The sequence below is a fragment of the Achromobacter sp. PD1 genome (genome assembly GCF_048541815.1).
In the GTDB taxonomy this organism is placed as follows: Bacteria; Pseudomonadota; Gammaproteobacteria; order Burkholderiales; family Burkholderiaceae_B; genus Achromobacter; species Achromobacter bronchisepticus_A.
In genome coordinates, this window is sequence record NZ_CP183349.1 from 5,783,830 (window position 1) to 5,810,251 (window position 26,422).

26 protein-coding genes are annotated in these 26,422 nt (G+C 67.5%); 11 read left to right on the top strand and 15 right to left on the bottom strand.

Features of this window, described 5'->3' with window-relative positions:
• Positions 1-138: 138 nt before the first annotated feature.
• Genes ACM1PE_RS27205 through apaG form a run of 3 tightly spaced genes read right to left on the bottom strand, consistent with a single transcriptional unit; the run spans position 139 to position 3,019 of the window.
• Positions 139-1,308 (bottom strand): UbiH/UbiF family hydroxylase, encoded by a 1,170-nt coding sequence (locus ACM1PE_RS27205; RefSeq protein WP_059377208.1) that lies wholly within the window; start codon positions 1,306-1,308, stop codon positions 139-141.
• Complete coding sequence (locus ACM1PE_RS27210) at positions 1,305-2,606, bottom strand: murein transglycosylase A (RefSeq protein WP_059377206.1); 1,302 nt, start codon at positions 2,604-2,606, stop codon at positions 1,305-1,307. Before ACM1PE_RS27210 ends, ACM1PE_RS27205 begins: the two co-directional genes overlap by 4 nt.
• 38 nt (positions 2,607-2,644) lie before the next feature.
• Positions 2,645-3,019, bottom strand: coding sequence for a Co2+/Mg2+ efflux protein ApaG (apaG, locus tag ACM1PE_RS27215; RefSeq protein ID WP_039882644.1), 375 nt, complete (start codon positions 3,017-3,019; stop codon positions 2,645-2,647).
• A 129-nt stretch (positions 3,020-3,148) separates the two neighbouring features.
• Between apaG and rpe the strand changes: the two genes are divergently transcribed.
• The 7 genes from rpe (at position 3,149) to ACM1PE_RS27250 (ending at position 9,717) form a co-directional block, all read left to right on the top strand.
• Positions 3,149-3,877, top strand: a complete 729-nt coding sequence (gene rpe / locus ACM1PE_RS27220; protein WP_054455236.1) for a ribulose-phosphate 3-epimerase — start codon at positions 3,149-3,151, stop codon at positions 3,875-3,877.
• A gap of 14 nt (positions 3,878-3,891) precedes the next feature.
• Positions 3,892-4,599 carry a phosphoglycolate phosphatase gene (locus ACM1PE_RS27225; protein ID WP_059377203.1) on the top strand — a complete coding sequence of 236 codons (708 nt, stop codon included), beginning with the start codon at positions 3,892-3,894 and terminating at the stop codon, positions 4,597-4,599.
• Positions 4,600-4,862: 263 nt separating this feature from the next.
• On the top strand, positions 4,863-6,383 hold the full coding sequence (gene trpE / locus ACM1PE_RS27230; protein ID WP_054455241.1) for an anthranilate synthase component I: 1,521 nt from the start codon (positions 4,863-4,865) through the stop codon (positions 6,381-6,383).
• Positions 6,384-6,439: 56 nt separating this feature from the next.
• On the top strand, positions 6,440-7,006 hold the full coding sequence (locus tag ACM1PE_RS27235; RefSeq protein WP_059377201.1) for an aminodeoxychorismate/anthranilate synthase component II: 567 nt from the start codon (positions 6,440-6,442) through the stop codon (positions 7,004-7,006).
• Between the two features lie 12 nt (positions 7,007-7,018).
• Positions 7,019-8,050, top strand: a complete 1,032-nt coding sequence (gene trpD, locus ACM1PE_RS27240) for an anthranilate phosphoribosyltransferase (RefSeq protein WP_054455246.1) — start codon at positions 7,019-7,021, stop codon at positions 8,048-8,050.
• The gene (gene trpC / locus ACM1PE_RS27245) at positions 8,047-8,835 is read left to right on the top strand and encodes an indole-3-glycerol phosphate synthase TrpC (protein WP_059377198.1); all 789 of its coding nucleotides are present in this window, start codon (positions 8,047-8,049) and stop codon (positions 8,833-8,835) included. The genes trpD and trpC overlap by 4 nt, the downstream gene beginning before the upstream one ends.
• A gap of 18 nt (positions 8,836-8,853) precedes the next feature.
• On the top strand, positions 8,854-9,717 hold the full coding sequence (locus ACM1PE_RS27250; protein ID WP_059377196.1) for a LysR family transcriptional regulator: 864 nt from the start codon (positions 8,854-8,856) through the stop codon (positions 9,715-9,717).
• 8 nt (positions 9,718-9,725) lie between these two features.
• Here the strand turns inward: ACM1PE_RS27250 and ACM1PE_RS27255 are convergent, their stop codons facing one another.
• From ACM1PE_RS27255 to ACM1PE_RS27290, 8 genes are all read right to left on the bottom strand, one after another.
• Complete coding sequence (locus ACM1PE_RS27255) at positions 9,726-10,898, bottom strand: thiolase (RefSeq protein WP_419341575.1); 1,173 nt, start codon at positions 10,896-10,898, stop codon at positions 9,726-9,728.
• The gene (locus ACM1PE_RS27260; RefSeq protein WP_059377191.1) at positions 10,895-11,281 is read right to left on the bottom strand and encodes a Zn-ribbon domain-containing OB-fold protein; all 387 of its coding nucleotides are present in this window, start codon (positions 11,279-11,281) and stop codon (positions 10,895-10,897) included. The genes ACM1PE_RS27255 and ACM1PE_RS27260 overlap by 4 nt, the downstream gene beginning before the upstream one ends.
• On the bottom strand, positions 11,278-12,522 hold the full coding sequence (locus ACM1PE_RS27265) for a CaiB/BaiF CoA transferase family protein (protein ID WP_419341577.1): 1,245 nt from the start codon (positions 12,520-12,522) through the stop codon (positions 11,278-11,280). The genes ACM1PE_RS27260 and ACM1PE_RS27265 overlap by 4 nt, the downstream gene beginning before the upstream one ends.
• A 35-nt stretch (positions 12,523-12,557) precedes the next feature.
• A complete protein-coding gene (locus ACM1PE_RS27270; protein ID WP_419341579.1) occupies positions 12,558-14,636 on the bottom strand; it encodes a 3-hydroxyacyl-CoA dehydrogenase NAD-binding domain-containing protein in 2,079 nt (692 codons plus the stop codon).
• 37 nt (positions 14,637-14,673) lie between these two features.
• Positions 14,674-15,651, bottom strand: coding sequence for a Bug family tripartite tricarboxylate transporter substrate binding protein (locus ACM1PE_RS27275; RefSeq protein WP_419341581.1), 978 nt, complete (start codon positions 15,649-15,651; stop codon positions 14,674-14,676).
• Positions 15,652-15,691: 40 nt separating this feature from the next.
• On the bottom strand, positions 15,692-16,084 hold the full coding sequence (locus ACM1PE_RS27280) for a MaoC family dehydratase (protein WP_059377178.1): 393 nt from the start codon (positions 16,082-16,084) through the stop codon (positions 15,692-15,694).
• Positions 16,085-16,094: 10 nt separating this feature from the next.
• Entirely contained in the window at positions 16,095-16,532 is a 438-nt protein-coding gene (locus tag ACM1PE_RS27285) for a MaoC family dehydratase (protein WP_059377174.1), read from the bottom strand.
• A gap of 164 nt (positions 16,533-16,696) precedes the next feature.
• Positions 16,697-18,562 carry a sigma-54-dependent Fis family transcriptional regulator gene (locus ACM1PE_RS27290; RefSeq protein ID WP_419341582.1) on the bottom strand — a complete coding sequence of 622 codons (1,866 nt, stop codon included), beginning with the start codon at positions 18,560-18,562 and terminating at the stop codon, positions 16,697-16,699.
• Positions 18,563-18,869: 307 nt separating this feature from the next.
• On the opposite strand from ACM1PE_RS27290, the gene adh reads away from it, so the two are divergent.
• Together adh and ACM1PE_RS27300 are read left to right on the top strand one after the other, a co-directional pair.
• Positions 18,870-20,399, top strand: coding sequence for an aldehyde dehydrogenase (gene adh, locus ACM1PE_RS27295; protein WP_059377164.1), 1,530 nt, complete (start codon positions 18,870-18,872; stop codon positions 20,397-20,399).
• 57 nt (positions 20,400-20,456) lie between these two features.
• A complete protein-coding gene (locus tag ACM1PE_RS27300; RefSeq protein ID WP_054455269.1) occupies positions 20,457-20,834 on the top strand; it encodes a DUF779 domain-containing protein in 378 nt (125 codons plus the stop codon).
• A 28-nt stretch (positions 20,835-20,862) separates the two neighbouring features.
• Here the strand turns inward: ACM1PE_RS27300 and ACM1PE_RS27305 are convergent, their stop codons facing one another.
• From ACM1PE_RS27305 to ACM1PE_RS27315, 3 genes are read right to left on the bottom strand one after another with little or no spacing between them, the layout of a single operon-like run.
• The gene (locus ACM1PE_RS27305) at positions 20,863-21,030 is read right to left on the bottom strand and encodes a hypothetical protein (RefSeq protein WP_419341583.1); all 168 of its coding nucleotides are present in this window, start codon (positions 21,028-21,030) and stop codon (positions 20,863-20,865) included.
• A 41-nt stretch (positions 21,031-21,071) separates the two neighbouring features.
• Positions 21,072-21,725 carry a 2-hydroxychromene-2-carboxylate isomerase gene (locus ACM1PE_RS27310; protein ID WP_419341584.1) on the bottom strand — a complete coding sequence of 218 codons (654 nt, stop codon included), beginning with the start codon at positions 21,723-21,725 and terminating at the stop codon, positions 21,072-21,074.
• A gap of 23 nt (positions 21,726-21,748) precedes the next feature.
• Complete coding sequence (locus ACM1PE_RS27315) at positions 21,749-21,985, bottom strand: DUF2917 domain-containing protein (protein WP_059377636.1); 237 nt, start codon at positions 21,983-21,985, stop codon at positions 21,749-21,751.
• Between the two features lie 143 nt (positions 21,986-22,128).
• On the opposite strand from ACM1PE_RS27315, the gene ACM1PE_RS27320 reads away from it, so the two are divergent.
• Together ACM1PE_RS27320 and ACM1PE_RS27325 are read left to right on the top strand one after the other, a co-directional pair.
• Positions 22,129-23,046 carry a LysR substrate-binding domain-containing protein gene (locus ACM1PE_RS27320; RefSeq protein ID WP_118932347.1) on the top strand — a complete coding sequence of 306 codons (918 nt, stop codon included), beginning with the start codon at positions 22,129-22,131 and terminating at the stop codon, positions 23,044-23,046.
• Between the two features lie 95 nt (positions 23,047-23,141).
• On the top strand, positions 23,142-25,208 hold the full coding sequence (locus ACM1PE_RS27325) for an LTA synthase family protein (RefSeq protein ID WP_419341585.1): 2,067 nt from the start codon (positions 23,142-23,144) through the stop codon (positions 25,206-25,208).
• Between the two features lie 22 nt (positions 25,209-25,230).
• Here ACM1PE_RS27325 and selD read toward each other — a convergent pair whose 3' ends face one another.
• The gene (selD, locus tag ACM1PE_RS27330) at positions 25,231-26,295 is read right to left on the bottom strand and encodes a selenide, water dikinase SelD (protein WP_059377154.1); all 1,065 of its coding nucleotides are present in this window, start codon (positions 26,293-26,295) and stop codon (positions 25,231-25,233) included.
• Positions 26,296-26,422 lie beyond the last annotated feature (127 nt).

The following is a 26,422-nucleotide window of genomic DNA, read 5'->3' on the forward strand; positions in this document are numbered from 1 at the left end:
TCCTGTACTTATCTATCGTGTTCTTGTGCGGAAAGGGTAACCGATCCGCGCCTGGGCGAATCCGGCCTGCACGGGCAGGCGCCCCCTATGAGTCAGACAATCCGCCCGCGGGCGAGGTTCCGCGGGACGGATCCGGCCCTAGTTGGCCGAAGCGCCGGTGATCAGGCGGCGCTTGATCAGAGGCGCCCGTTCGACCCAGTGCATGCCGGCATTGCGCAGCCAGACCAGCGGCGTCGCCCGCGACGCGAACAGCTTGTGCAGGCCGTCGGTGGCCAGGCGCATGGCCAGCACCGGCTCGGCGCGCGCGCGCTGGTAGCGGTGCAGCACGCGCAGGTCGCCCGCCGCACGGTAGGCTTCGCGGCCGGCGACGACGCGGGCCAGGGCCTCGACGTCGCCCAGGCCCAGGTTCAGCCCCTGGCCTGCCAGCGGGTGCAGGCGGTGCGCCGCGTCGCCCGCCAGCGCGATGCCGGGCGCAACCATCTGGGCGCGCTCCAGCGTCAAGGGGAATCCATGCAGCTTGCTGCGGACCTTCAGCGCGCCCAGGCGGCCTTCGGCGGCGTCGGCCAGCAGGGTTTCCAGGCGGGCAGCCTGCTCCTCGGGCGGCAAGGCCAGCAGCGCCTGGGCCAGTTCGGTGCGCATGGACCAGACCATGGAAACCTGCGCACCGGCGGAGGTATCGGGCAGCGGCAGCAGAGCCAGTACGCCGTCGTCGCGGAACCACTGGAAGGCGGCGCCCTGATGTGAACGCTCCGCGTCCAGATGCACCACCAGACCCGTGTCGTCATAGGACACGGATTCATGCTTCAAGCCGGCGGCCTCGCGCAGCGGCGACGCCGCGCCATCGGCGCCCACGAACAGCTCGGCCTCGATGCGCGTGCCGCTTTCAGTGTCGATGGCGCCGTCGCGGTAGCCCGTGCAGCGGTCCTCCAGCCAGGGAATGCCGAACATGCGGACGGCCTGGATCAGCACGCGCTCGATTTCGCCGGACTCGACGATCCAGGCCAGTTGCGGCAGCGCCGCCTGCCAGGCGCTCAGATTCACCTGGCCGTCGGCGTCGCCGTGGATTTCCATGGCGTTGACCGGCGTCAGCCGGGACGCGGGCATGGCGTCCCACACGCCGAGTTCGGCCAGAAAGCGCTGGCTGGCGGGCGAAATGGCGTAGACGCGCGGATGGTAGCGGTCGGGATCGGCCGGCGGCACGCTGGCGCGCGGCGCCAGCACGGCCACGCGTTGGCCGCGGCGGGCCAGCGCCAGGGCAGTGGACAGGCCGACGATGCCGGCCCCGCAAACGACGATCTGATGGCTCATCTTGCGCTCGGCTCCCCGGCCTGTTTCGGCCACAGCACCCACATCTGGCCGCGCTGCTTCATGCGGCCGGCTTGCTGGCCGGCGTCGTCGCCGTAGCCCCAGTAGAAGTCGGCGCGCGCGGCGCCGCGGATGGCCGTGCCCGTGTCCTGGGCCAGCACCAGGCGCTGCAGCGGCCGGTCGGACGCGGGATAGGTGGTGGCCAGGAATACCGGCGTGCCCAGCGGCACGAAGCCCGCGTCGACCGCGATCGAACGCATGGGGGCCAGCGGCACGGCGTAGGCGCCCTTGGGGCCTTGCTCCGGGTCGACCACCGCCTCTTCGCGGAAGAACACCACCGCCGGGTTGGCGTTGAGCATTTCCGGCACGCGCTTGGGATTGCGCTGGGCCCAGGCGCGGATGTTCTGCATGGAGGCCTGGTCGGCCGACAGCTCGCCCCGGTCGATCAGCCAGCGGCCAATCGAGGCATAAGGCTGGCCGTTATGGTCGGCGTAGGCCACGCGGATGGTCTTGCCGGAATCGGGGCCGTCGGTCAGCTGCACACGGCCCGAGCCCTGCACCTGCAGGAAGAAGTTGTCGACGGGGTCGTCCACCCACACCAGCACGGGCGGACGGCGGCCTGACGATTCGATGGCGGCGCGCGAGTCATAGGGCACCACCCGCTTGCCGTCCAGCTTGCCGCGCACGCGCTTGCCCGCCAGTTCCGGATAGATCGAACCCAGGTCGATGGTCAGCAGGTCCGCCGGCACGGTGTACAGCGGCCATTGATGGCTGCCGCCCTGGCGGCGCGAGCCGCGCACCAGGGGCTCGTAATAGCCCGTCACGGTATTGGCAGCCGGCTTGCCGTCGGCCGCGTTCAGGCGCCAGGGCTGCAGATAGGTCTGGAGGAAGCGGCGCACGCCCTCGCCATCGCCCGCGGCAGGCGCGCGGGACGGATCCGCGGCGGCGGCGCAGACCGGCTGCCAGGCCCGCGGCGTGGCGCGCGCCGGCGCGGCCAGGTTGCCGCTGGTCGGCCGCATCAGGCCGCGGCAATTGCGCAGGAACAGAGGCCAGAAGCGCGACAGGTCATCGTTGGTCCAGCCGGGCATCTCGGCCCAGTTCGCCGCCTTGTACTTGCCCGCCAGCGCGCGCGGCGGGGTATCGGGCAAGGACGCCAGCGACGGCACCACCAGCGGGCCGTCGGCTGCGGGCGCGGACGGGCCGGGGATGCCGGTCGAACCGGAGTCGGGAGGGATATCGGAGGGGGTGGAACATGCCGCCAGCAAGACGGACAGCACGGACAGACTGAGAATGCGCTTCATGAGCAAATGAAAAAACGTGCGACGGATAGCCGGGCCATTCAATGCAGGGTACGCGGCATGGCCAGGACGAATTCGGAGATCGGCACTTCGAACGGAATGCCGTTCTCGCCGACGCAGTGGTAAGTGCCGCGCATCGTGCCCACCGGCGTGGGCAGGGGACAGCCGCTGGTGTACTCGAAGGTTTCGCCGGGCGCGAGCAAGGGCTGCTGCCCGACGATGCCCAGCCCGCGCACTTCCTGCACGCGCTGGTTGCCGTCGGTGATGATCCAATGGCGGCTGATCACCTGGGCGGGATGCTCGCCGGTATTGGTGATGCGGACGGTATAGGCGAACACGAACTGCTGTTCGCCAGGATCGGACTGTTCAGGCACGAAGCGCGGAGAGACAGAGACGCTCAGGTCGTAAGGTTTCACAGTCCTTCCCTGTGTGGTGCTGGCGGGCGGCCGTGGTACGGCGCCTGACGCTGGAAAAGACACGGTTCCCGGACCCGCCGGGCCGGGCCATTCCCGGTACCGCGCCTCAAACTGCAATAATGGCACATTATGCCCTCCCCGATCCCGAACATCATGTCTACCCAACAGGCTTCCACCCGCATCACCCCCAGCATCCTGTCGGCCGACTTCGCCCGCCTGGGCGAGGAAGTCCGCAACGTCGTCGCCGCCGGCGCCGACTGGATCCACGTGGACGTGATGGACAACCACTATGTCCCCAATCTGACCATCGGCCCGATGGTGTGCGCGGCCATCCGCCCCCATGTCCAGGTGCCGATCGACGTGCATCTCATGGTGGAACCGGTGGACGACCTGGTGCCGATGTTCGCCAAGGCCGGCGCCGACTACATCAGCTTCCACCCGGACGCCAGCCGCCACGTGGACCGCACGCTGTCGCTGATCCGTGAAAACGGCTGTAAGGCCGGCCTGGTGTTCAACCCCGCCACCCCGCTGTCCTACCTGGACTATGTGATGGACAAGATCGACCTGATCCTGATCATGTCGGTGAATCCGGGCTTCGGCGGCCAGAGCTTCATCCCGGGTGCGTTGACCAAGCTGCGCGAGGCGCGCGCCCGCATCGACGCCTGGACGCAAGCCGGCGGCCAGGAAATCGTGCTGCAGGTCGACGGCGGCGTGAAGATCGACAACATCGCTGAAATCCGCCGCGCCGGCGCCGACACCTTCGTGGCCGGCTCCGCTATCTTCGGCAAGCCGGACTATGCCGGCATCATCAAGTCCATGCGCGAACAGATCGCCATCGGCGAAACCACCGCCATCTGAGCCGGGGAACCGACATGACCGCTTTTCGCGCCGCGCTGCTGGACCTGGACGGCACCCTGCTGGATTCGATTCCCGACCTGGCCTTCGCCGCCAATGCCATGCGCGTGGAACTGGGCATGTCGCCCCTGCGCGAAGACGTGGTGGCCACCTTTGTGGGCAAGGGCGTGGACAACCTGGTGCGCCGCAGCCTGGCCGGCAGCCTGGATGCAGCCGACCCCTCGGCCGCCGAGTTCGACGTGGCCCGCGCCGCCTTCTATCGCCATTACCACCTGTCCAATGGCGAAAAGGCGCAGATCTATCCCGGCGTCATCGACGGCCTGAAGCTCATGCGCGAGCAAGGGCTGAAGCTGGCCGTCGTCACCAACAAGCCCACCGAATTCACCCTGCCGCTGCTGCAGCGCACGGGCCTGGCGGGCTTTTTCGACGCCGTGGTCTGCGGCGACACCTGCGAGCGCCGCAAGCCCGATCCGGATCAGGTGGTGCATGCCTGCGACCTGCTCGGCGTCGCCATGCACGAAGCCGTGACCATCGGCGATTCGGTCAATGACGCCCAGGCCGGCCGCAGCGCCGGCACCCAGGTCCTGGTCGTGCCTTACGGTTACAACGAAGGCCGGGACGTGCGCGAGCTGGATGTCGATGGTATAGTTGACACGCTAGTCGCCGCTGCCCAGTGGGTCGCGCTCTGGAATCAAAACCAGAACGCGGCAAGAACAGGCTCCTGAACACCCGGCGGCGCACCGCGAATTCAATACTGAACAAAGCTCAATGAACGTTTCCATCCAGAACCAAATGCTCGGCGCCTCGTGGCGCTGGTGGCGTTTGTCTTCCGGGTGGCGATGATCCCTCCCGGCCCTGGACGCGTATGCCGCCTAGTGCCGTAGCTGTGTAAATAATCACAGAGCCAAGCCCGGAACCAGTAACCTGGACCGGGCTTTTTTGTTGCGCGCCTGGTCCGATAGCAGATAAATCGCTCACGAGACCCGACATGACCGAAATCGAATTCAAGGCCCTCGCCGCACAAGGCTACAACCGCATCCCGCTGGTCGCGGAAACCTATGCCGACCTGGACACCCCGCTGGGCATCTACCTGAAGCTCGCGCACGCCGGCCCCCAGGGCGGGCGCATGACCTGCCTGATGGAATCGGTGGTGGGCGGCGAACGCTTCGGCCGCTACTCCTTCATCGGCCTGCCGGCCCGCACGGTGATCCGCGCCAGCGGCACCCGCACCGAGGTGCTGCACGACGGCAAGGTCGCCGAGACCCATGACGGCGATCCGCTGGCCTTCATCGAGCAATACCAGAGCCGCTTCAAGGTCGCCCTGCGTCCCGGCATGCCGCGCTTCTGCGGCGGCCTGGCCGGCTACTTCGGTTACGACACGGTGCGCCACATCGAGCCCTGCCTGGGCCCGGCGGTCAAGCCATTTCCCGCCGGCATGGAAGGCGGCACGCCCGACCTGATGCTGATGCACGTGGACGAGCTCGTCATCGTCGACAACCTGGCCGGCCGGATCTACCTGATGGTCTACGCGGACCCGGGCCAGCCCGAAGCCTACAGCCGCGCCCAGCAGCGCCTGCACGACCTGCGCGCCCGACTGCGACGCCCGGTGGAAATTCCCTACAGCCACGCCAGCATGCAGACCGAAGAGCGGCGCGACTTCAAGAAGGAAGACTATCTGGCGGCCGTGCACCGCGCCAAGGAACACATCGCCGCCGGCGACCTGATGCAGGTGCAGATCGGCCAGGTCATCGCCAAGCCCTTCCGCGATTCCCCTCTCTCCCTCTACCGCGCCCTGCGGTCGCTCAATCCCTCCCCCTACATGTACTTCTGGAACTTCGGCGACTTCCAGGTGGTCGGCGCGTCGCCGGAAATCCTGGTGCGCCAGGAGCGCGTGGTGGAAAACGGCGAGCCCAAGTCGCAGATTACGATCCGTCCCCTGGCCGGCACCCGCAAGCGCGGCGGCACGCCCGAGGAAGACGCCGCCCTGGCCGCCGAACTGAAGGCCGATCCCAAGGAAGTGGCCGAGCACGTGATGCTGATCGACCTGGCGCGCAACGACGTGGGCCGCGTGGCCCAGGTGGGCTCGGTCAAGGTCAGCGACACCATGGTGATCGAACGCTACTCGCACGTGATGCATCTGGTGTCCAACGTCACCGGCACGCTGAACCCCGGCATGAGCAGCATGGACGTGCTGCGCGCGTCCTTCCCCGCAGGCACCCTGACCGGCGCACCCAAGGTCGAGGCCATGAAGATCATCGACGAGCTGGAGCCCGTGCGCCGCGGCATCTACGGCGGCGCGGCTGGCTACCTGAGCTACGGCGGCGAAATGGACGTGGCCATCGCCATCCGCACCGGCGTCATCAAGGACGGCACGCTGTACGTGCAGGCCGCCGCCGGCATCGTGGCCGACTCCAACCCCGAAGCCGAATGGGCCGAAACCGAAGCCAAGGCCCGCGCGGTGCTGCGCGCCGCGGAACAGGTGCAGCACGGCCTGGACGAACCCATCTGAGGCCCCGCCCCCACCGGACATATCCGGGCCGCCGGGCGGCCCCACAGGAGAATTAAATGCTGTTGATGATCGACAACTACGACTCTTTCACCTACAACCTGGTGCAGTACTTCGGTGAACTGGGCGAAGACGTGCGCGTGGCGCGCAACGACCAGATCACGCTGGAAGAGATCGCCGCCATGAATCCGGACCGCATCTGCGTGTCGCCCGGCCCCTGCTCGCCGGCCGAGGCAGGCATCTCGGTGCCCGTGATCCAGACCTTTGCCGGCAAGAAGCCCATCCTGGGCGTGTGCCTGGGCCATCAGGCCATCGGCGCGGCCTACGGCGGCGACATCGTGCGCGCGCAGCAGATCATGCACGGCAAGACCGTGCGGATCTCGCACACGGGCACGGACATCTTTACCGGTCTGCCCACCCCGTACACCGTGATCCGTTACAACTCGCTGACCATCGACCCCGCCACCCTGCCCGACTGCCTGGCCGTGACCGCGACCGCGCCGGACGGCGACATCATGGGCGTGCGCCACAAGACCTTGCCGCTATACGGAGTACAGTTCCATCCCGAGTCGGTGCTCAGCGAGCACGGCCATGCCCTGCTCCGCAATTTCCTGAACCTCGCCTAAGAAGGACGCATCGTGACTATTTCCCCCGCCGAAGCGCTGACGCGCTGCATTGAACACCGCGAAATCTTCCACGACGAAATGCTGCATCTCATGCGCATGCTGATGCGCGGCGAAATGTCGCCGCAGATCGCAAGCGCCTTGCTGATGGGCCTGCGCGTGAAGAAAGAGACCATCGGCGAGATCACCGCGGCCGCGCAGGTCATGCGCGAATTCGCCACGCCCGTGGTCACGCCCAACCCCGCCGACCTGCTGGACATGTGCGGCACCGGCGGCGACGGCAGCCACACCTTCAACATTTCCACCACTGCCATGTTCGTGGCGGCGGCGGCCGGCGTGCCGATCGCCAAGCACGGCAACCGCAGCGCCTCGTCCTCCAGCGGCAGCGCCGACGTGCTGGAAGCCCTGGGCGCCAACCTGGTGCTGACGCCCGAACAGGTGGCCGAGTGCATCCAGGCCACCGGCATCGGCTTCATGTTCGCGCCCGCCCACCATGGTGCCATGAAGAACGTGGCTGCCGTGCGCAAGGAACTGGCCGTGCGCACCATCTTCAACATCCTGGGTCCGCTGACCAACCCGGCCGGAGCCGCCAACCAGCTGATGGGTGTTTTCCACCCCGACCTGGTCGGCATCCAGGTGCGCGTGCTGGAACGCCTGGGGTCGCGCCACGTGCTGGTGGTGCACGGCAAGGACGGCATGGATGAGGCTTCGCTGGGCGGCGCCACCCTGGTCGGGGAACTCAAGGACGGGAAAGTCCTCGAATATGAAATCCACCCCGAGGACTACGGGCTATCCATGATGTCCAACCGGAGCATCAAGGTGTCCAATCGCGAACAATCGCGTGAGCTTGTCATCGAGGCGCTCGAAAATGTCGAAGGCACCGCCCGCGACATCGTCGCGCTCAATGCGGGACTCGCCATCTATGCTGGCAATAAGGCCGATTCCATTCCCGAGGCATTGGCTCTAGCATTTGAACTTATCTCCACCGGCGCGGCGCGAGCCAAGCTGGAAGAATTCTGCGCATATACCCGGAAATTCCTGAAATGAACGATATTCTCGCGAAGATCCTCGCCGTCAAGGCCGAGGAAGTCGCCGCCGCTCGCCAGATGCGCAGCGAAGCCGAAGTCCTGCGCGAAGCGCAGGCGCGGCAGGACGTGCGTGGCTTTGCCCAAGCCATCGAAGACAAGATCTCGCAAGGCAAGCCCGGCGTCATCGCCGAAATCAAGAAGGCCTCGCCGTCCAAGGGCGTGCTGCGCGACCCTTTCAATCCCCCGGAAATCGCCGCCACCTATGCGGTGCACGGCGCGGCCTGCCTGTCGGTGCTGACCGATGTGCAGTTCTTCCAGGGTTCCCACGACCACCTGCGCCAGGCGCGCGCGGCCTGCTCGCTGCCGGTGCTGCGCAAGGACTTCGTGATCGACCCGTACCAGATCATCGTCGCGCGCGCCATGGGCGCGGACTGCGTGCTGCTGATCGTGGCCGCGCTCAGCCCCGCGCAACTGCGCGACTATGAAACGCTGGCAATGGAACTGGGCATGGACGTGCTGGTGGAAGTGCACGACGCCCAGGAACTGGACGTCGCGCTGACCATGAAGACGCCGCTGCTCGGCATCAACAACCGCAACCTGCGCACCTTCGAGACCAGCCTGTCGAACACCCTGGACCTGCTGCCCCGGATCCCCGCCGGCAAGCGCGTCGTGACCGAAAGCGGCATTCTCAAACCGGAAGACGTGCAGCTGATGCGCCAGCACAAGGTCGACGCCTTCCTGGTGGGCGAAGCCTTCATGCGCGCCAAGGATCCGGGCGCGGAACTTGCGCGCCTGATGGGCTGACCGCAGGTCCGGGAGCCCATGGACACTACTTTCCTGCTCAATTTCATCCAAGTCATCGAGCAGGGTTCGATCGCCGAGGTCGCGCGCAAGAACGGCCTGACGCCGGCGGCGGTCAATCAGCGCATCAAGAAGGTCGAGGACGAACTGGGTTTCAAGCTGGTGGTGCGTTCCGGCCGCACCGTCAAACCCACGGTCGAAGGCGCGCAGATCCTGGCGCAGGCCAAGCACGTCATGGAAGAGGTACGCAACCTGAAGGCGGCCTCCCAGGGGCCTGTGGTGTTCGGCCACCTCACCCTGGGCGCGTTCGATTCGGCCATGACCACGCTGATGCCCACGCTGCTGGCGCGCCTCATCGACCGGCATCCCAACCTGGAAGTCAGCCTGGTCAAGGGCTATTCTGTCAATCTCTACAGCAAGATATGCGACGGCGAAATGGACGCGGCGCTGATATTGCAGCCGCAGTTCCAGATGCCCAAGAACCTGGAATGGCGGCGGGTGCGCGACGAACCGCTGGTGGTGCTGGCGCCGGCCTCGCTGACGGAAACAGACCCGCACCAGTTGCTGCGCGCCAATCCGCTGATCTGCTACGACCGCAAGCTGTGGGGCGGGCAGCTCGCCGCCAACTACTTCCGCCAGCACAGCATACGTCCCAAGATACGCATCGAAACGGCGTCCATCGAGGTTATCGCGCTGCTGGTGGGCCAGGGACTGGGCGTGTCCCTGGTGCCGGACGGCGCCGGCGAACTGCGCCCGGACTCCGGATTGCGCAAGATCCCCCTGCCGGGCGACGAGCATTTCCGCAGCGTCGGCCTGCTGTGGAACCGGCAATCGGTCCGCGCCGCCCTGATCGAGGAAATCTACGAGATCGCGCGGGCCGCTTGAGGCGGCCCTCAGCAGGTCCCTTCGGCGCCCAGGATGACCGTGGACTGGCTGGACAGCGTGCCGCCGTTGCCATGCGCCAGCGCCAGGCGGGCATCCCGGACCTGGCGCTCGCCCGCCTGGCCGCGCAGCTGGCGCACCGCCTCGATCACCAGGAACACCCCGTACATGCCCGGGTGGACGCAAGACAGCCCGCCCCCGTTCGTGTTCACCGGCAGCCTGCCGCCGGGCGCAATGCCGCCGTCGCGCACGAAGGCCCCACCCTCGCCCTTGGCGCAGAATCCCAGGTCTTCCAGGAACAGGATGGTGTTGATGGTGAAGGCGTCGTACAGCTGCGCCACATCGACGTCCGCCGGGCGATACCCGGCCATCTCGAACGCCAGCGCGCCCGACTGTCGCGCCGCGGTGGTGGTCAGGTCCTCCATCGCGGATATCTGGCGGTTCCATACGGCGGTGGCGCTGCCCAGGATGTAGGCGGGCGGCTGCGGCAGATCCCGGGCGCGGTCGGCCCGCGTCATCACGAAGGCGCCGGCGCCATCCGTCACCAGGCAGCAATCGCGGACCGTCAGCGGATCCGATACCCTGCGGGCGCTTAATACCTCATCGATCGATAGCGGATCGCGCGAATACGCCTCGGGATTGAGCTGCGCCCAGCGGCGCGCCGCCACGGCGACTTCGGCCAGGTCCTCGCGGCGGGTGCCGAACTCGTGCATGTGGCGCCTGGCGGCCAGCGCATAGGCGCTGGGCGGGTTCAGGGGTTCATAAGGCATTTCGTAGGGCTGGGGATCCAGCGCCTTGCGCGTGGCCGCAATCGCCGAGCGGCCGACGGTCGCGGTCTTCTGCGCGCTGCCGTAGCAGACCAGCAGGGCGTTGCACTGTCCCGAGTCCAAAGCATGGGCCGCCGCCAGGATGTAGGACATGAAGCTGGAACCGCCCAGGCAGGTTCCATCGATGTAGGTGGGGCGGATGCCCAGGGTCTCGATGACGGACATCGGCCACATGCTGGCCGCCACGCTGGAGGTGGCGATACCGTCGATGTCGCGCATCCGCAGGCCCGCGTCCCGCACCGCCGCATGGGCGGCCCGCACCAGCAGCTCCATGTCCGTATAGCCCGGCGCCTGGCCCAGGCCGAAGTGGCCGACGCCGGCGATGACCGTCTTGCCTCGCAGTTGCCGGTAGTTCATTGCCGCGCCTCCTCGAACAGCACGGCTGCCGCGCCGTCGCGCTCGCCGATCACGGCTCTTACCGCCATCCCGATGCGCACCTGGTCGGGCGGCATGCCCACGACGTTGGACATCATGCGCACGCCCTCCTCAAGATCGAGCAGCGAAACGTTGTAGTCGCCGCCGGCCTCGGGCTTGCGCGCTACGGTGGTGCAGCTGTAGACGATGGCCCGCCCCGCCGGCGCGACCCAGCCCAGCGCATCGCTGCCGCAATGCGGGCAGATCTCGCGCGGATGGAACACGTGGCGCGCGCAATCGGCGCAGCGCTGGATCAGAAAGCGGCCTTGCGCCAGATGGTCGAAGTACTGCTTCTGCGTGCCTGCATTGGCGGCTGCGCTGCTCATCGTGGTTCTCCCAGGCTTGCGGGCTGCTGCAGCGCCGCGATTTCGGTTTCGCTGCATCCGAGCCTGGCGCTCAGGACGCTCTGCGTATCGGCTCCCAGCAAGGGCGCCGCGTTGCGGTAGGCGACCGGGCTTTCCGAGAAGCGCATCGGACTGCGGACCTGCGGCACGCTGCCGCACACCGGATGCGGCAGCGAGAATTTCAGGCCGCGCGCGCGCACCTGCGGATTCTCATGGACCTGGGCGATGTCGTTGATCACGCCTACCGGCACGCCCGCGGCATCCAGCAGGCCGACCCATTCGTCGCGCCCCCGCGTGCGGAACAGACGCTCCAGTTCGGGAATGAGGGTGCCCTTGGCGAGCACGCGCCCGGTATTGGTCAGGTAGCGTTCATCCCCGGCCAGGTCGGGGCGTCCCGCGGCGGCGCAGAATTTCTGGAACTGGCCGTCATTGCCGACGCCCAGCACCACATGCCCGTCGGCCGCCTCGAACACCTGATACGGTGCCAGGTTGACGTGGGCGTTGCCTTCGCGCCGCGGCACCTCGCCCGACAGGAAGTAGTTGAAGTTCTGCACGCCCAGCGCCGCCACCTGGCAGTCCAGCATCGAGATATCGATATGCTGGCCCAGGCCGCTGCGGCTGCGCTCGTGCAGCGCCGCGAGGATGGCGCTGGTGGCGTACATGCCCGCCATCAGGTCGGCGGCGGCATTGCCGGCCTTCTGCGGACCGCCGCCAGGCAGCGCGTCCTTTTCACCGGTGATGCTCATCAGTCCGCCCAACGCCTGGATCACGAAGTCATAGCCGGGCTTTTCCGCGTAAGGACCGTCCTGGCCAAAACCCGTGATGGAGCAATAGATGAGGCGCGGGTTCAGCTCCCGCAGGCTGGCGTAGTCCAGGCCGTACTTGCGCAGGCCGCCCACTTTGAAATTCTCGACGAAGATGTCGCATCCGGCTGCCAGCCGGCGCACCGCCTGCGCGCCGGCCTGCGTGGCGATGTCCAGAGCCAACGACTTCTTGTTGCGGTTGGCGGCCAGGTAGTACGCCGACTCCTGCGTGCGCCGGCCTTCGGCGTCCATCAGGTTGGGCGGCCCCCAGCCCCGGGTGTCGTCGCCTGACAGCGGACGTTCTATCTTCAGCACTTCGGCGCCCAGGTCGGCGAGGTTCTGCGTGCACCAGGGGCCCGCCATGATGCGGGTCATATCCAGCACGGTGATGCCGCTGAGCGGCGGTTCTCTGTTAGACATAGGATGTGTGTACGTGGATGAGGGAAGGAAGGACCTCAGCGGGCATAGAAGGCGCCGCCATCGCGCGCCTGGGCGAGCAGCAGCGGCGCGGGCGTCCAGTACTGCTCGCCCGCCAGGCTGGCGTAATGGCGGATGCGTTCGCAGATGCGAGCCGCGCCGATCCGGTCCGCATGGAACATCGGACCGCCGCGGAACCGCGGAAAGCCGTAGCCATTGAGCCAGATGGTGTCGATGTCCTCCGGCCGGCTGGCGATGCCTTCCTCCAGGATCAGCGCCCCTTCGTTGATCATGGCGTAGAGGCAGCGCTCCAGGATCTCTTCGTCGGAAATCTCGCGGCGCATGATGCCGCGCCGTTCCGCGTTGCGCACGATAAGTTCGGATATGGCCGGGTCCACCGACCGTTTGCGCTGCGCGTCATAGGTATAGAACCCCGCGCCGGTTTTCTGCCCCAGCCGTCCCGTCGCGACGATTTCGTCGAGGATGTTGCAGGCCACCTCGCGTGGGCTCAGCCGGTCCAGCCGGCTTTGGCGGTTGCGCCAGGCAACGTCCAGGCCCGCCAGGTCGTTCAGCTGGAACTGCCCCATCGGAAAGCCGAACTCGCACAGCACGCGGTCGACCTGCTCGGGCAGCGCGCCTTCCTCCAGCATGAAGTAGCACTCTCGGGTGCGTCGCGCCAACATGCGGTTGCCGACGAAGCCGTCGGACACTCCCACCATCACCGCCACCTTGCCCAGACGCTTGCCCAAGGCCTGCGTGGTAGCCAGCGCGCGCGGCGAACTGCGCGCGCCGCGCACGTTCTCCAGCAGTTTCATGATGTGGGCGGGGCTGAAGAAGTGCATGCCGACGACGTTCTCCGGACGGCGCAGGCCCGCTGCCAATGCATCGATGTCCAGGAACGAGGTATTGGTGGCGATCAGCGCATCCGGCCGCAGGTTTTCTTCGATGCTGGCCAGCACCTGCCGCTTGACGTCCATGTCCTCGAAGACGGCCTCGACCACGAGGTCGCAATCGCGCAGCGCCTCGTACTGCAGCGTCGGCGTCAGCGCGTCGCTGCGCGCGCGCAGCGTGGCTTCGGTGATGCGTCCCTTCGCCATGTCGTTGCGGTAGGTCTTGCCTATGGTTTCGACGCTGGACGCCAGCACCTTTTCGTTCTGCTCGACCAGCACGACGGGGATACCCGCGTTCAGGAAACACATGGCGATCCCCGTGCCCATCGTGCCGGCACCCACCACGCCCGCCTTGCGCACCGGCGCCGCTTCCTCGGCCGGCAGGCCGGCGGGCTTGGTCGCGACACGTTCGGCGAAGAAGGCGTGGCGCAAGGCTTGCGCCTGGGGCGACGCCACCAGTTCCCGGAAACGCTCGCGGCCATAGGCCACGCCGTCTTCGAAACTCGAGGCGACGCTGCGCACCGCCACGTCAACGCAAGCCTGCGGCGCCACCTGGCCGCGATGGCTGGCCTGGAACCTGGCGCGCGCGGTCTCGAACAACTGAAGCCCGCAGGTCGGCGCCGGCAATTCCCGCGTGCGCCGCGCACCCTGGCCCTCAGCCAACAGGCGCTGGGCGAACGCAATGGCGGCAGCCCGGACATCCTCCTGCGCCAACGCGTCCGCCACGCCGGCTTGCAGCGCCTCGGCCGCGCCTATTGGTTTGCCGCCCGCGGCCATGTCCAGCGCCTTCTCGACGCCCGCCAGGCGCAGCAGCCGGGGAATGCCGCCAGCCCCGGGGATGATGCCCAGTGTGGACTCGGGCAGGCCCAGGCGGGCTTGCGCATCCACCACCCGGTAGTGGCAGCCCAGGGCCAGCTCCAGCCCGCCGCCCAGCGCCGAACCGTGGATCGCCGCGACCACCGGCTTGGCGCTGGATTCGATGGCGTGGATCACCTCCGACAGGTGCGGATCCAGCGGCGGCTTGCCGAACTCCTTGATGTCGGCGCCGGCCACGAAGGTGGCGCCGGCGCAGGCGATGACGATGGCATGGGTATCGTCATCGCCCGCCGCCTGCTCAATGGCGTGCAGCAGGCCGGCGCGCACCGCCTGGGAGGTGGCGTTGACCGGAGGATTGTCGATGACGATGACGCGGATGTTTCCGCTAAGCGTGGAAGTTACGGCTTGCATGGTTGTCCTGGAGTGATGGCGGCCTCGCCGCCGGCGTTCAGCGCGATTTCTGCAGCGGCACCTTGGCCGTCTTGATGACCTGGGCCCACTTGGCCTTTTCCTGGCCGATGTAGCGCCCGAAGCCCTCGGGCGTATCGGTCTGCGGCTCCATGCCCTGTTGCCGCAGCCATTGCGTGAAGTCGGGCTTGCCCACCATCTCGCGCAGCGCGGCGTTGAGCTGCGCCACGATGGGCTGCGGCGTGCCGGCGGGCGCGAGCAGCCCGTACCAGCCCGCCGCCTGGAATCCCGGATAGCCGGATTCAGCCACGGTTGGCACCTGCGGCAGCGACTGGATGCGCTGCGCGGTTTCCACCGCCAGCGGCACCAACTTCCCCGACTGGATCAGCGGCACCAGCGTGATTGCGTTGTCGCTGACCGCGGAGATCAAGCCCGACTGCACGTCGACCAGCGCGGCCGAACTGCCCTTGTAAGGCACGTGCAGCATGTCCACGCCCGCGGTCGACTTGAGCAGCTCCATGGACAGATGCTGCGTCGATCCGGTGCCGGCCGACCCGAAGGTCAGCTTGCCGGGATCCTTCTTCGCCAGGGCCAGGAATTCGCCCAGCGACTTCGGCCCGAGCTCGGGACTGACGGCAATGACCAGCGGCGATACCGCCACGATGGTGATGGGCGCGAAGTCCTCCACCGGGTCGTAGGGCAACTGCTGGTACAGCGAGGGATTGATGGACATGGCCCCCGAGAAGGTCATGCCCAGTGTGTAGCCGTCGGCGGGCGCCTTGGCAATGGCGGTCATGCCCACGATGGCGGCGGCGCCAGGCTTGTTCTCGATGACCACGGGCTGGCCGAATTTCTCCGTCAACCCACGGCCTATCATGCGCGCCAGCGTATCGGCGGCGCCGCCGGCCGCAGCCGGCACGATCATGCGAATGGGCTTGTCAGGGTACGGCGCGGCTAGCGCGACCGTCGCGCTCAAGGCCCCGCAGGAAAGGACCAGGCTTTGCAAGATACGTTTCAAGATTGTCTCCCTATGCTTGTTTTTTGTATTGCGGCCGACTTCAGCCGCGGCGGTGGGTGATGGTTCCCACCTGCACCTTCTTTCCATCAGGCAGCGCGCAGGCATACGCCAGCTCCAGCCATCCGGGTTCGCTGCGGGTCACTTCGAGCTCCACATCCACCTGGTCTCCCGGCCGCGTGAACGCCACGAACTTCGCCTCGATCTCACCGCCATCGAGCCACGCGCCGCCAAGCAGATCGGCGGCCATGTCGAGAACTGGCGCCATCACCAACGCCCCCTGCACGATGACGCCGCCGAAAACGCTGTTGCGCGCATATTCGGGATCGGTGTGCGTCCTGCCGGTGGTGCCGTGCAGCGCGCCGAAGCGGTTGATGTCTTCCTGTTCCGCGCCGCGCGCGGCACTGCGGAACTTGTCGCCTACCTTGAATTCCATGCGAGCCTCCTCAATTGGGCCAAACCAGACTGCGCTCCGCCACCAGAGCGATGCGCGCGTTTTCCAGCTTGCGGACGGTGATCTCCAGCACCACGAAGCGCTTGTCGTTCTTGAGGTACTTGTCCTTCACCAGCACGCTGGCCTCCAGTTCCTCTCCCGGATACACGGGCGCCAGCAGACGGACTTTCTCGCGGGCGTGCAGCACGCCAGTCGGCCAGGCAAAGGCCGCGTGCTGCGGCTGGAAACTGCCAACCAGGACTGGGTGCACGCTGCGCACGGGCGCGCCGCCGCCCTGCCGCGACACGGCGCGGCCGTTGCCGTCGAGGACCGGGGAATGTTCGAAGGTGCCGATGAACGCGTCGCTGTCCGCGGCGCCGATGCTGTAGCGGGTCGGAGGAAAGAGACGGCCTATTTCGAAGTCGTCGTAGAACAGCTCGTTGCTTGCCATGTCATCACCTGGGTTGAAGGGGATGGAGGCATCGTAAGCAGTTCTTGCCGTGTGCTGGGATAGTTAACCTATCTTCAAAAGATAGTTTTTGTGCACGCCCTGCGCGTGCATGGCAAGCGCCTGCGCGCCATGGCAGCGTCGCGCGCAGGGAGCGGAGAATGCCGCTAGGCCGGACGCGGCAAGCGGCGATAAAGCGTGCTGCGGTGCACGCCCAGCGCGCGCGCAGCGCGGCTGACATTGCCGCCATGGGCGGCCAGGGCGTTGTGGATCGCGGCGTCCGTCATGGCTTGCAGATTCGCAGGATCAACGTCTGTGCCTGCGGCTTGCGGCGCAGACGCCGCGCCGCAGATGTCGGCGGGCAGCATGTCGGCCTCGACAACGCCGGCAGGTCCCGCCAGCACGTGCAATGTGCGCAGCACGGCCGCCAGTTGCCGGTAGTTTCCGGGCCATGAATAGGCGGCCAGGATGGCTTCGATCTCGGCCGGCAGCACAGGGCCTGCGCCTTGCGCCGCCCACAAGCCACGCAGCAGCTCCAGACGGTCGGCGCGTGCACGCAACGGTTCCAGCGTGACGGTGTATTCGGCGATGCGGAAATACAGGTCCGGGCGCACCGGCGCGTCGGGCCCCTCGTGCGCCAGCGGCCGGTGCGTCGCGCACACCAGCGCGAAGTCCACGGACACCGGCCTGGCCGCGCCCAGCGGCGAGACTTCACGCGTCTGCAGCACGCGCAGCAAGCGCGATTGCAGCATCAGCGGCATGTCGCCGATCTCGTCCAGGAACAGCACGCCGCCGTGCGCCTGGCGCAGCAGTCCCTTGCTGCCCTGGCGCCTCGCGCCAGTGAAGGCGCCGTCTTCATAGCCGAACAGCTCGGATTCGATCAGGCTTTCCGGCAACGCCGCGCAGTTCACCGCCACGAACGGCCCGCAGGCGCGCTTGCTGCGCGCATGCAGCTGGCGCGCGAACACTTCCTTGCCCACGCCGGTTTCGCCTTGCAGCAGAATCGACACGCCCGCATCCGACAGGTGCACGGCGCGTGCCAGCGCGCCCAGGGTTGCGGCATCGAAACTCGGTTCGGCGGGGCGCGGGCCGGCCGCGGGCGGCAGCGCTGGCCGCGCCGGCGCCTGTGGCGCGCGCGAACGCGGCCAGCGCAGGCGCGCGTGGTAAACGGCGCCCGAGCGCGCCTGCACCCGGCCCGCCGCGTCCGGGCAGCGCTCCATGTCGCCATCGAATACGTCGGCGTAGCGGTACACGCCCAGTGCGGTGGGCGCCAGGCCCAGCGCCTGCAAGGCGCGGCGGTTGGCGCCGATCAGCAGGTCGCCCTGGAAGGCCAGCAGGCCCTCGCCGGGCGCGCCCAGTCCGGAATGGTCCACATGCAGCCGCAGCACGGCGTGCTGCTCGTAGGCTTGTTCAAACAAACGGTGCTCGATCAGGTCCACGGCGGCGCGCACCAGTTCCAGCACATCGGGCCGCAGGTCGCGCGCCGGGCTGGACAGGTCCAGCACGCCCAGCGTGCGGCCCTCGCTGTCGGTAATGGGGACGGCGGCGCAGGTCAGGATGCGGTTGGGTTCGAAATAGTGTTCCGCGCCATGCACGGCGATGGGCCGGCCTTCCACCAGCGCGGTGCCGATGGCGTTGGTGCCTGCCGCCGCTTCGTCCCAGGGCGCGCCGGGCATCAGCGCCACGCGCGAGGCACGCTGAGCGAAACCGGTGTCGCCGTCGGAGTCCAGCACCAGGCCTTGCGCGTCGGACAGGATCACCAGGCCGCCGCTGCCGCCAGCCTGGCGGCGCAGCAGGGATATGGCGGGTTCGGACAGCCTGCGCAGCGCCTCGTTGCGCTGCTGGGCCTCGCGCAACTCGCCCTGGGTCATGAGCTCGGCGCGGCGCACGCCGCGCATGTCGAAGCCCAGGTCGGCGCAGCGACGCCACGACCGCAGGATGGGCTCGGCGACCATGCCGCCGGGCACCGCGCCTTGCTGGTTGAACAGCAGGCGCGCTTGCGTCAGCGCGTGCTGACGGGAATGAGTGGCCATGCATGTCTCCTGGGACAGGCGTTCTGCGACACCTGTTCCGCGACGATGTCGCAAAAAGCGACAGGGAGCGAGCCCTCACGCCGCGCCCGCTACGCGGACTGCCTGCCCCCTGGGGAGCTGACCCGCCCAGGGGCGGCCCGGCGGCGGGCCGGCCCTCTGGGGCATTGCTGCACGTCGCCCCATTTTGGAAACCTACTTTCGCATGCAAGCCGCGGGCTGTCCAGCGGGGAAGCACCGACTGGCACGCTCCTTGCTTGATAAAGGACAGGCAGCCGACTGCCGCACCCCCACAATACCGGAGACAAGCATGGACATCGCGACCCGCATCACCCCCGACTCCTACGGCACGCGCCTGGACCTGAAGACCCAGTACGACAATTTCATCGACGGCAAATGGCAGAAGCCCTCCGACGGCGAATACTTCGACAACGTCACGCCGGTCACGGGCCAGGTGCTGACGCGCAATGCCCGCTCCAAGGAGCGCGACATCGAGCTGGCGCTGGACGCCGCGCATCGCGCCGCGCCGAAATGGGGAGCGACCCCGGCCGCGCAGCGCGCCCGCATGCTGATGCAGATCGCCGACGTGATGGAGGCGAACCTGGAGCGCCTGGCCACGGCCGAAACCTGGGACAACGGCAAGCCCATCCGCGAAGCGCGCGCCGCCGACATCCCGCTGGCGATCGACCACTTCCGCTATTTCGCCTCTTGCATCCGCAGCCAGGAAGGCTCGCTGTCCGAGATCGACCACGACACCGTGGCCTATCACTTCAACGAACCGCTGGGCGTGGTGGGCCAGATCATTCCGTGGAACTTCCCCATCCTGATGGCCGCGTGGAAGCTGGCGCCGGCCCTGGCCGCGGGCAACTGCGTGGTGCTCAAGCCCGCCGAGCAGACGCCGCTGGGCATCCTGCTGCTGATGGAACTGATCGGCGACATCCTGCCCCCGGGCGTGGTGAACGTGGTCACGGGCTTCGGCCTGGAAGCGGGCAAGCCGCTGGCCTCGAACAAGCGCATCGCCAAGATCGCCTTCACCGGCGAGACCACCACCGGCCGCCTCATCATGCAGTACGCCTCGCAGAACATCATTCCGGTCACGCTGGAACTGGGCGGCAAATCGCCCAACATCTTCTTCGCCGACGTGGCCGCGCAGGACGATGACTTCCTCGACAAGGCGATCGAAGGCTTCGTCATGTTCGCGCTGAACCAGGGCGAGGTCTGCACCTGCCCCAGCCGCGCGCTGATCCAGGAATCCCTGTACGACAAGTTCATGGAACGCGCCCTCAAGCGCGTGGCCGAGATCAAGCAGGGCAATCCGCTGGACGCGGACACCATGCTGGGCGCGCAGGCGTCCACCGAGCAGCTGGAGAAGATCCTGTCGTACCTGGACATCGGCAAGCAGGAAGGCGCCGACGTGCTGGCCGGCGGCTCGCGCGCGCAGATGCAGGGCGCGCTGGAAGGCGGCTATTACGTGCAGCCCACGGTGTTCAAGGGCCACAACAAGATGCGCGTGTTCCAGGAGGAAATCTTCGGGCCGGTGGTGGCCGTGACGACCTTCAAGGATGCCGACGACGCGCTGGCCCTGGCCAACGACACGCTCTACGGCCTGGGCGCGGGCGTGTGGTCGCGCGACGCCAACACCTGCTATCGCATGGGACGTGCCATCAAGGCGGGCCGCGTGTGGACCAACTGCTATCACGCCTATCCTGCGCATGCGGCGTTTGGCGGCTACAAGCAATCGGGCATCGGGCGCGAGAACCACAAGATGATGCTCAACCACTATCAGCAGACCAAGAACCTGCTGGTGAGCTACTCGCCGAAGAAGCTGGGTTTCTTCTGACCCGGTTGTGTGCCGGCGCCGGGCCGCGAGGCCCGGCGCGCCTCAAAGGAGCCTGACATGGCAGAGCAAACGCCGCGCGTGGTCGCCACCGACGAGGCGCGCAGCCTGATCGAAACGCTGCGGGCCAAGCACGGCCCGCTGATGTTCCACCAGTCCGGCGGCTGCTGCGATGGCAGTTCGCCCATGTGCTATGCCCAGGGCGAATTCATGGTGGGCGGATCGGATGTGCTGCTGGGCGAACTGGAAGGTTGCCCGTTCTACATGGGCGAGGACCAGTTCGCGTACTGGGAGCACACCCAGCTGATCATCGACGCCGTGCCCGGCCGCGGCGGCGCGTTCTCGCTGGACAGCGCGGAAGGCAAGCGCTTCCTGCTGCGCTCGCGGCTGTACTCGGACGAGGAGTGGGCGCGGGTGGCGCCCGTCAGCAAGGGCTGAGCCCCTAGCCGGCTGGTCGCGCGGGGTCCTAGCGCCCCCGCGGCCCGCCTTGCGGACCGCCCTTGTCCGGCGTGCCGGCATCGGCAGCCTGTTTCCACTGGAACGACACGCGCCGGATGCGCGCGGCGCGGAACTGCGTGAACGAACGGCCGCCCGGCATGGGCGCGCCGCGATAGGCACTGCTGGCGTTTTTCATTGCTGAAGTTGCGTTGACGAAAAAACTTGCTTGGGCAGCGCTCAAGTGCGCGCGGCCGATGTGCTCCAGGCGCTGGCGGGCGCCGCGCGGCGGGTCCATTCCAGCGCATCTTCGAGGCGGTCGTTGCCCCAGAACATCTCGCCGTCCACAAAGAATGTGGGCGCGCCGAACAGGCCCAGGTTGCGGGCACGGTCGACCTGGCGGCGCAGCGCCTCTTTGGCGGCTTCGGACTTGCCACGGGCGATCAAGGCGGCGGCGTCCAGCCCCAGGTCCGTCAGCAGCCCATGCACGACGTCCTCGGACTGGATGTCCAGGTCGTGCTGGAAATTGGCGCGGAACACGGCCACGCAGAAATCGCGGCCCCAGGGCTCGTCCTGCCCCAGCAGCGCGATGCGCGCGGGCAGCACGCTCATGCGCGGAAACAGGCGCGGACGGTTGTAGACCAGGCCGTACTTTTCAGCCAGGCGGGCAATGTCGCGCATCATGTAGGCGCCCTTGCCCGGAAACAGCCGGAACGGCGTGTCGTTCCAGCCCTGGGCCTGGAAGATCGGACCCAGCAGGAACGGCCGCAGATCCACCCGGACCCCGGCCTCTTGCGCCAGGGAGTCGACGCGTTCGATGGCCAGATAGCTGTACGGGCTGGCGAAATCGAACCACATCTCGATGCGGGGCGTATCGGGCAGGGGCGCGGTCATGACTGGAGCTCCGGGACAAGCTGCTACGAAATTAGCGCGACCTGCGCATCCGGCAGGCCGCTGAGAACGACATCGCGATCGCTGCCGACGGTGATGGAATCACCGGCTTGAAGCACGCTGTCATCGAAACGCTGATATTCGGACAGCCACAAGGTGCCGGCGTGACACACGATGCGGACGCCCGAGGCGCGCTTGAGCAGCATAGTCGAGCCGCCGGCCAGACGAAATGACATTCCCGCAGTGCAACATACCTGGATCATGGCGTACCCCTGGGCCGCGGCGGCGGCGATCGCGGCGGATGGCGGGGCTATGCGCCCTACACCCGTCGTCTGAGTCCTATTGAACGCCCTGGAGGTACTATTGCTCAAGCGACATTTCCGTCCGACACGCATGAGTTTTACGAATGCCATATCCGCTGGCCAAACTCCCGCCGCTTGATCTGGTCCGAGGCTTCGTGGCCGTGGGCCGCCGCATGAGCATCACCCTGGCCGCGCAGGATCTGCATGTGACCCAGTCGGCCGTGAGCCGCCAGATCCGGGCGCTGGAGGCCCACCTGGGCGTGCCCCTGCTGGTGCGCGGATTCCGCAGCGTGTCGTTCACCTCCGAGGGCGCACAGCTGTTCCGCATGGCCGACGTATGGCTGAGCCAGCTGGGCGACCTGACCGAGCAGCTGCGCGCCCCCGAGCGCCGCACGCCCGTTACCGTGACCACGACCATAGGCGTGGCCTCGCTGTGGCTGCTGCCGCGGCTGGGGGACTTCCAGGCGGCGCATCCGCACATCGACGTGCGCGTGGCGGCCGACAACCGGCTGATCGACATTGACCGCGAAAGCGTGGACATCGCCATCCGCTACAGCCTGCGCGACGGCGTGCCGGACAGCGCAACCTGGCTGTTCGGCGAGGCCGTGGTGCCGGTGGCCCACCCCTCGCTCAAGGCCCGCCTGCTGGATGCCGAGGAACTGCAACGCCACGTGCTGCTGGAATTCGACGACCCGACGCGTCCCTGGCTGCAATGGTCGGAATGGTTGAATGCGCGCGGCCTGGCCCGCGTGCCCACCCGGGGCATGCTGCGCTTCAACCAGTACGACCAGATCGTGCACGCGGCGCTGGCGGGCCACGGCATCGCGCTGGGCCGGCTGGCGCTGATTGCGCCGATGCTGGCGGACAAACGGCTGGAGGCCGTCGGCGGCCAGGCCGCCAGCGCCACCGAGCACGCCTACTGGCTGGTGCGCAATACGCGCCGCGCCACGCCGGACGCCGAGGTCGTCACACGCTGGCTGATCGAACAGGCCGAAGCCACCGCGCGCGACCTGACCGCGTAGGCGCGGCGCCGCGCTACAAAATTTATACAGATCTTCATAACTTGGGATGGTTGCTCCGGTAGATTGCGGCGCTGATCCGTAACCCTGCTCCCAAGATGTTGATTAGGCATTTCCGTCCGGCGCTCGGGTGGCAAGACTGGTTCGTCAATTTTCAGCGATCCTTCCTGGTCCTGCTGGCCCCTTGGCTGATCAGCGTCCTGGCGCAAAGCGCCGGACGCGTCTACCTGCTGCTGCGCTATGCCGCGCCGGGGACTTATGACGCGCTGCCGCAGGACGTGCGGCGCAGCCTGGCGACAGGGCTGCTGTTCGACATCAAGGTCGCCAGCATCGCCTGTTCGGCGCTGCTGCTGCTGTCCATGGCGGCGGCGGCCAGACCCGGGCTGCAACGGCGTTGGCAGCGCCATCTGCCGGGACTGGGCGCCGCCATGGCGACGCTGTTCGCGGCCATCACGATCGTCAGCGTCTTCTACTTCGCCACATTTTCCCGTTCCATCGACATCTTCGTGTTCGGGCTGGTGGACGACGACACCCAGGCCATCCTGATGACCCTGTGGCATGGCTACCCGTTGGCGCGGGCAGGCCTGCTGCTGGCGGCGGTGCTGGCGGGGACCTGGTGGCTCGGCCGCCGTTGGCGCGGCTGGGTGCAAGGCAGGCGGTTCAAGCGCCGCGCGTTCATTCCCAGCCTGTTGCGGTTTGCGCTGATCATAGGCATCACCGTGCTGGCCTGTAGAGGATCGCTAGGCAAGTTTCCGCTCAACAAGGACGACACCAGCATCTCGTCGCTGCGCCTGCTCAATGACATCGCGCCCAATGGCGTCTCGGCCTTTTCGTGGGCCCTGTCCGACCGCGGCAACGACAAGCGCTTCGAACCCGTCACCTTGCGCGAGGGGCGCTTGCTCTACGAGCGTTTTCTGGGCTGGCCGGACAACGGCCTGCGGCCATTCATGGCCACAACCGCACCCAACTCCGCGGCAGCCGCAAGACCGCCCCACGTGGTGCTGCAGGTCATGGAGAGCATGGGCGCGCATCTGAACGCTTATGACAATCCCGACCGCGACCTGCTCGGCGCACTGCGTCCGCACTGGCGCGAGGACTGGGTATTCGAGCGCTTCGTGGCCGAAGGCAACGGCACCATAGAATCCTTGAGCCTGCTGCTGGTGCGCAGCCCCATTGCCGCCGTCGGCCAATCGTCGGCGGTGGACACGCCATTCGCCAGCAACGCCTTCACGCCCTTTCTGCAACGCGGCTACCGGGTCGTCTTCGTCACCTCCGGCGCCGCCACCTGGCGCAACCTCGGCGTCTTCGCCACCAAGCTGGGCGCGCATGAATTCGTGGATCAGCAGACCCTCAGAATGCGTTATCCCCAAGCACGGACGGGAACCTGGGGCGTGCCCGACGAGTACATGTTCCGCTATATCGAAGAGCGGCTGGCGCAAGGCACCCAGGACGGCCAGCCGCTATTCATCGTGGCCTTGTCCACCACCCATCATCCTCCGTTCATCGTGCCCGATGGCGGCCAGCGCGGCGGCCTGCCCCTGGACGATGTGGCCAGCCTGCCCTACTTCAAGACCTGGGACACGCTGGCGGCCGCATTCGACACGCTGCGCTACGCCAACGATCAGTTGGGGGGCTTCCTGACGCGCCTGAAGGCATCGGACTACGCGTCGCGGACCATCGTCGCCGTGACCGGCGACCACAACATCCTGGGCATCGACTATCAGGATCCGAAGGACGCGGCGCTGGCGCGCGCCGTGCCGTTCTACCTGTATGTGCCGCCGGCCTACCGGACACAGGCGCGTTACGACCCGGCGCGCGTAGGCAGCCACAAGGACATCCTGCCCACGCTGTATCACCTGAGCCTCCCGGAGACTCCCTACTTCCGCAGCGGCTGCGACCTGCTGGCCGCCCAGCCCGATCCGGCCTGGTGTTTCGGCTTCAACAACAAGCACGTGCTGCTGACCGATGAAGGGGTGTTCCGGCAGGGCAAACCCGGCCGCATCCTGCCCTGGGCAGGTCCATCGGGACTGGCGCTGGAGGCGGAGCAGGACGCGACGGCGGAACAATGGGCGGAGCAGGTCCGCCTGAACGCCTACGCCGAGCTGCTGCACTGGCAGATCAACTACCAGGTGCAGGAATTGGGCCGCGCCGGCCAGGCGCGCTAGCGCCCAGGCCTGCCAGGGGTCTTCAGTCGACGCGCACTTCGGGTTCGCCCGCCCGCATGTCGCCGATGACGGCCGCTTGCTCGAAGCCGTGCTGGCGGAACAGGTCCAGCACCGCCTGCGCGGCGTCCGGCGAGCAGGCCACCAGCAGTCCGCCCGCGGTCTGCGGATCGGTCAACAAGGCCCGCTCCGTGTCGCTCACGCCCTCGCCCAGGCGCACGGACGCGCCATAGGAGGCCCAGTTGCGGCCGGACGCGCCGGTGATGACGCCGTCCGCGGCAAAGGCCTGCACGCCGGGCAGCCAGGGCAGCGCATCGCGCCGCACATGCGCCGTCAGTTGCGCGCCGCGCGCCATTTCCAGCGCATGCCCCAACAGGCCGAAGCCGGTCACGTCGGTGATGGCGTGCACGCCTTCCATGGCGGCCAGCGCCGGGCCGGGCCGGTTCAAGCGGGTGGTCTCAGTGATCATGGCGCGGTAGCCGGCGTCGTCCAGCCGGTTCTTCTTCAGCGCGGCCGACAGAATGCCCACGCCCAATGCCTTGCCCAGGATCAGCACATCGCCGGCGCGCGCGTCGGCGTTGCGCTTGATGCGGGCGGGATGCACCAGGCCCATCGCCGCCAGGCCATAGATGGGTTCAACGGAGTCGATGCTGTGGCCGCCGGCCACCGGAATGCCGGCGTCCTTGCAGACGGCTTCGCCGCCGCGCAGGATGTCGGCGATGACGCTGTGCGGCAGCACGTTGATCGGCATGCCCACGATGGCCAGCGCCATGATGGGCGTGCCGCCCATCGCGTAAACGTCCGACAGCGCGTTGGTCGCGGCGATGCGGCCGAAGTCGTAGGGGTCGTCGACGATGGGCATGAAGAAATCGGTGGTGGCGATGAGCGCCTGTTCGTCGTTCAGACGGTAGACCGCCGCGTCGTCGGCCGTCTCGGTCCCCACCAGCAGATCGGGGTAGCTGACCGCCGGGCCGAAGCGCTTGAGCAGCTCGGACAGCACGCCGGGCGCGATCTTGCAGCCGCAGCCGCCGCCGTGCGAAAGCGAAGTCAATCGCGGCACCGCCGCGCTGGCAACATCCTGGGTGGTCATCTCAATCTCCATAGGTCAGTGGAAAAGGATAGCACCGCCCCCGGGATTGGCCCTATGATGATCCAGCAGCACGCAGCAACGGACGGCCGCCCGGCCCCGGGCGCACCGACAGCCAATCTTCACCGTG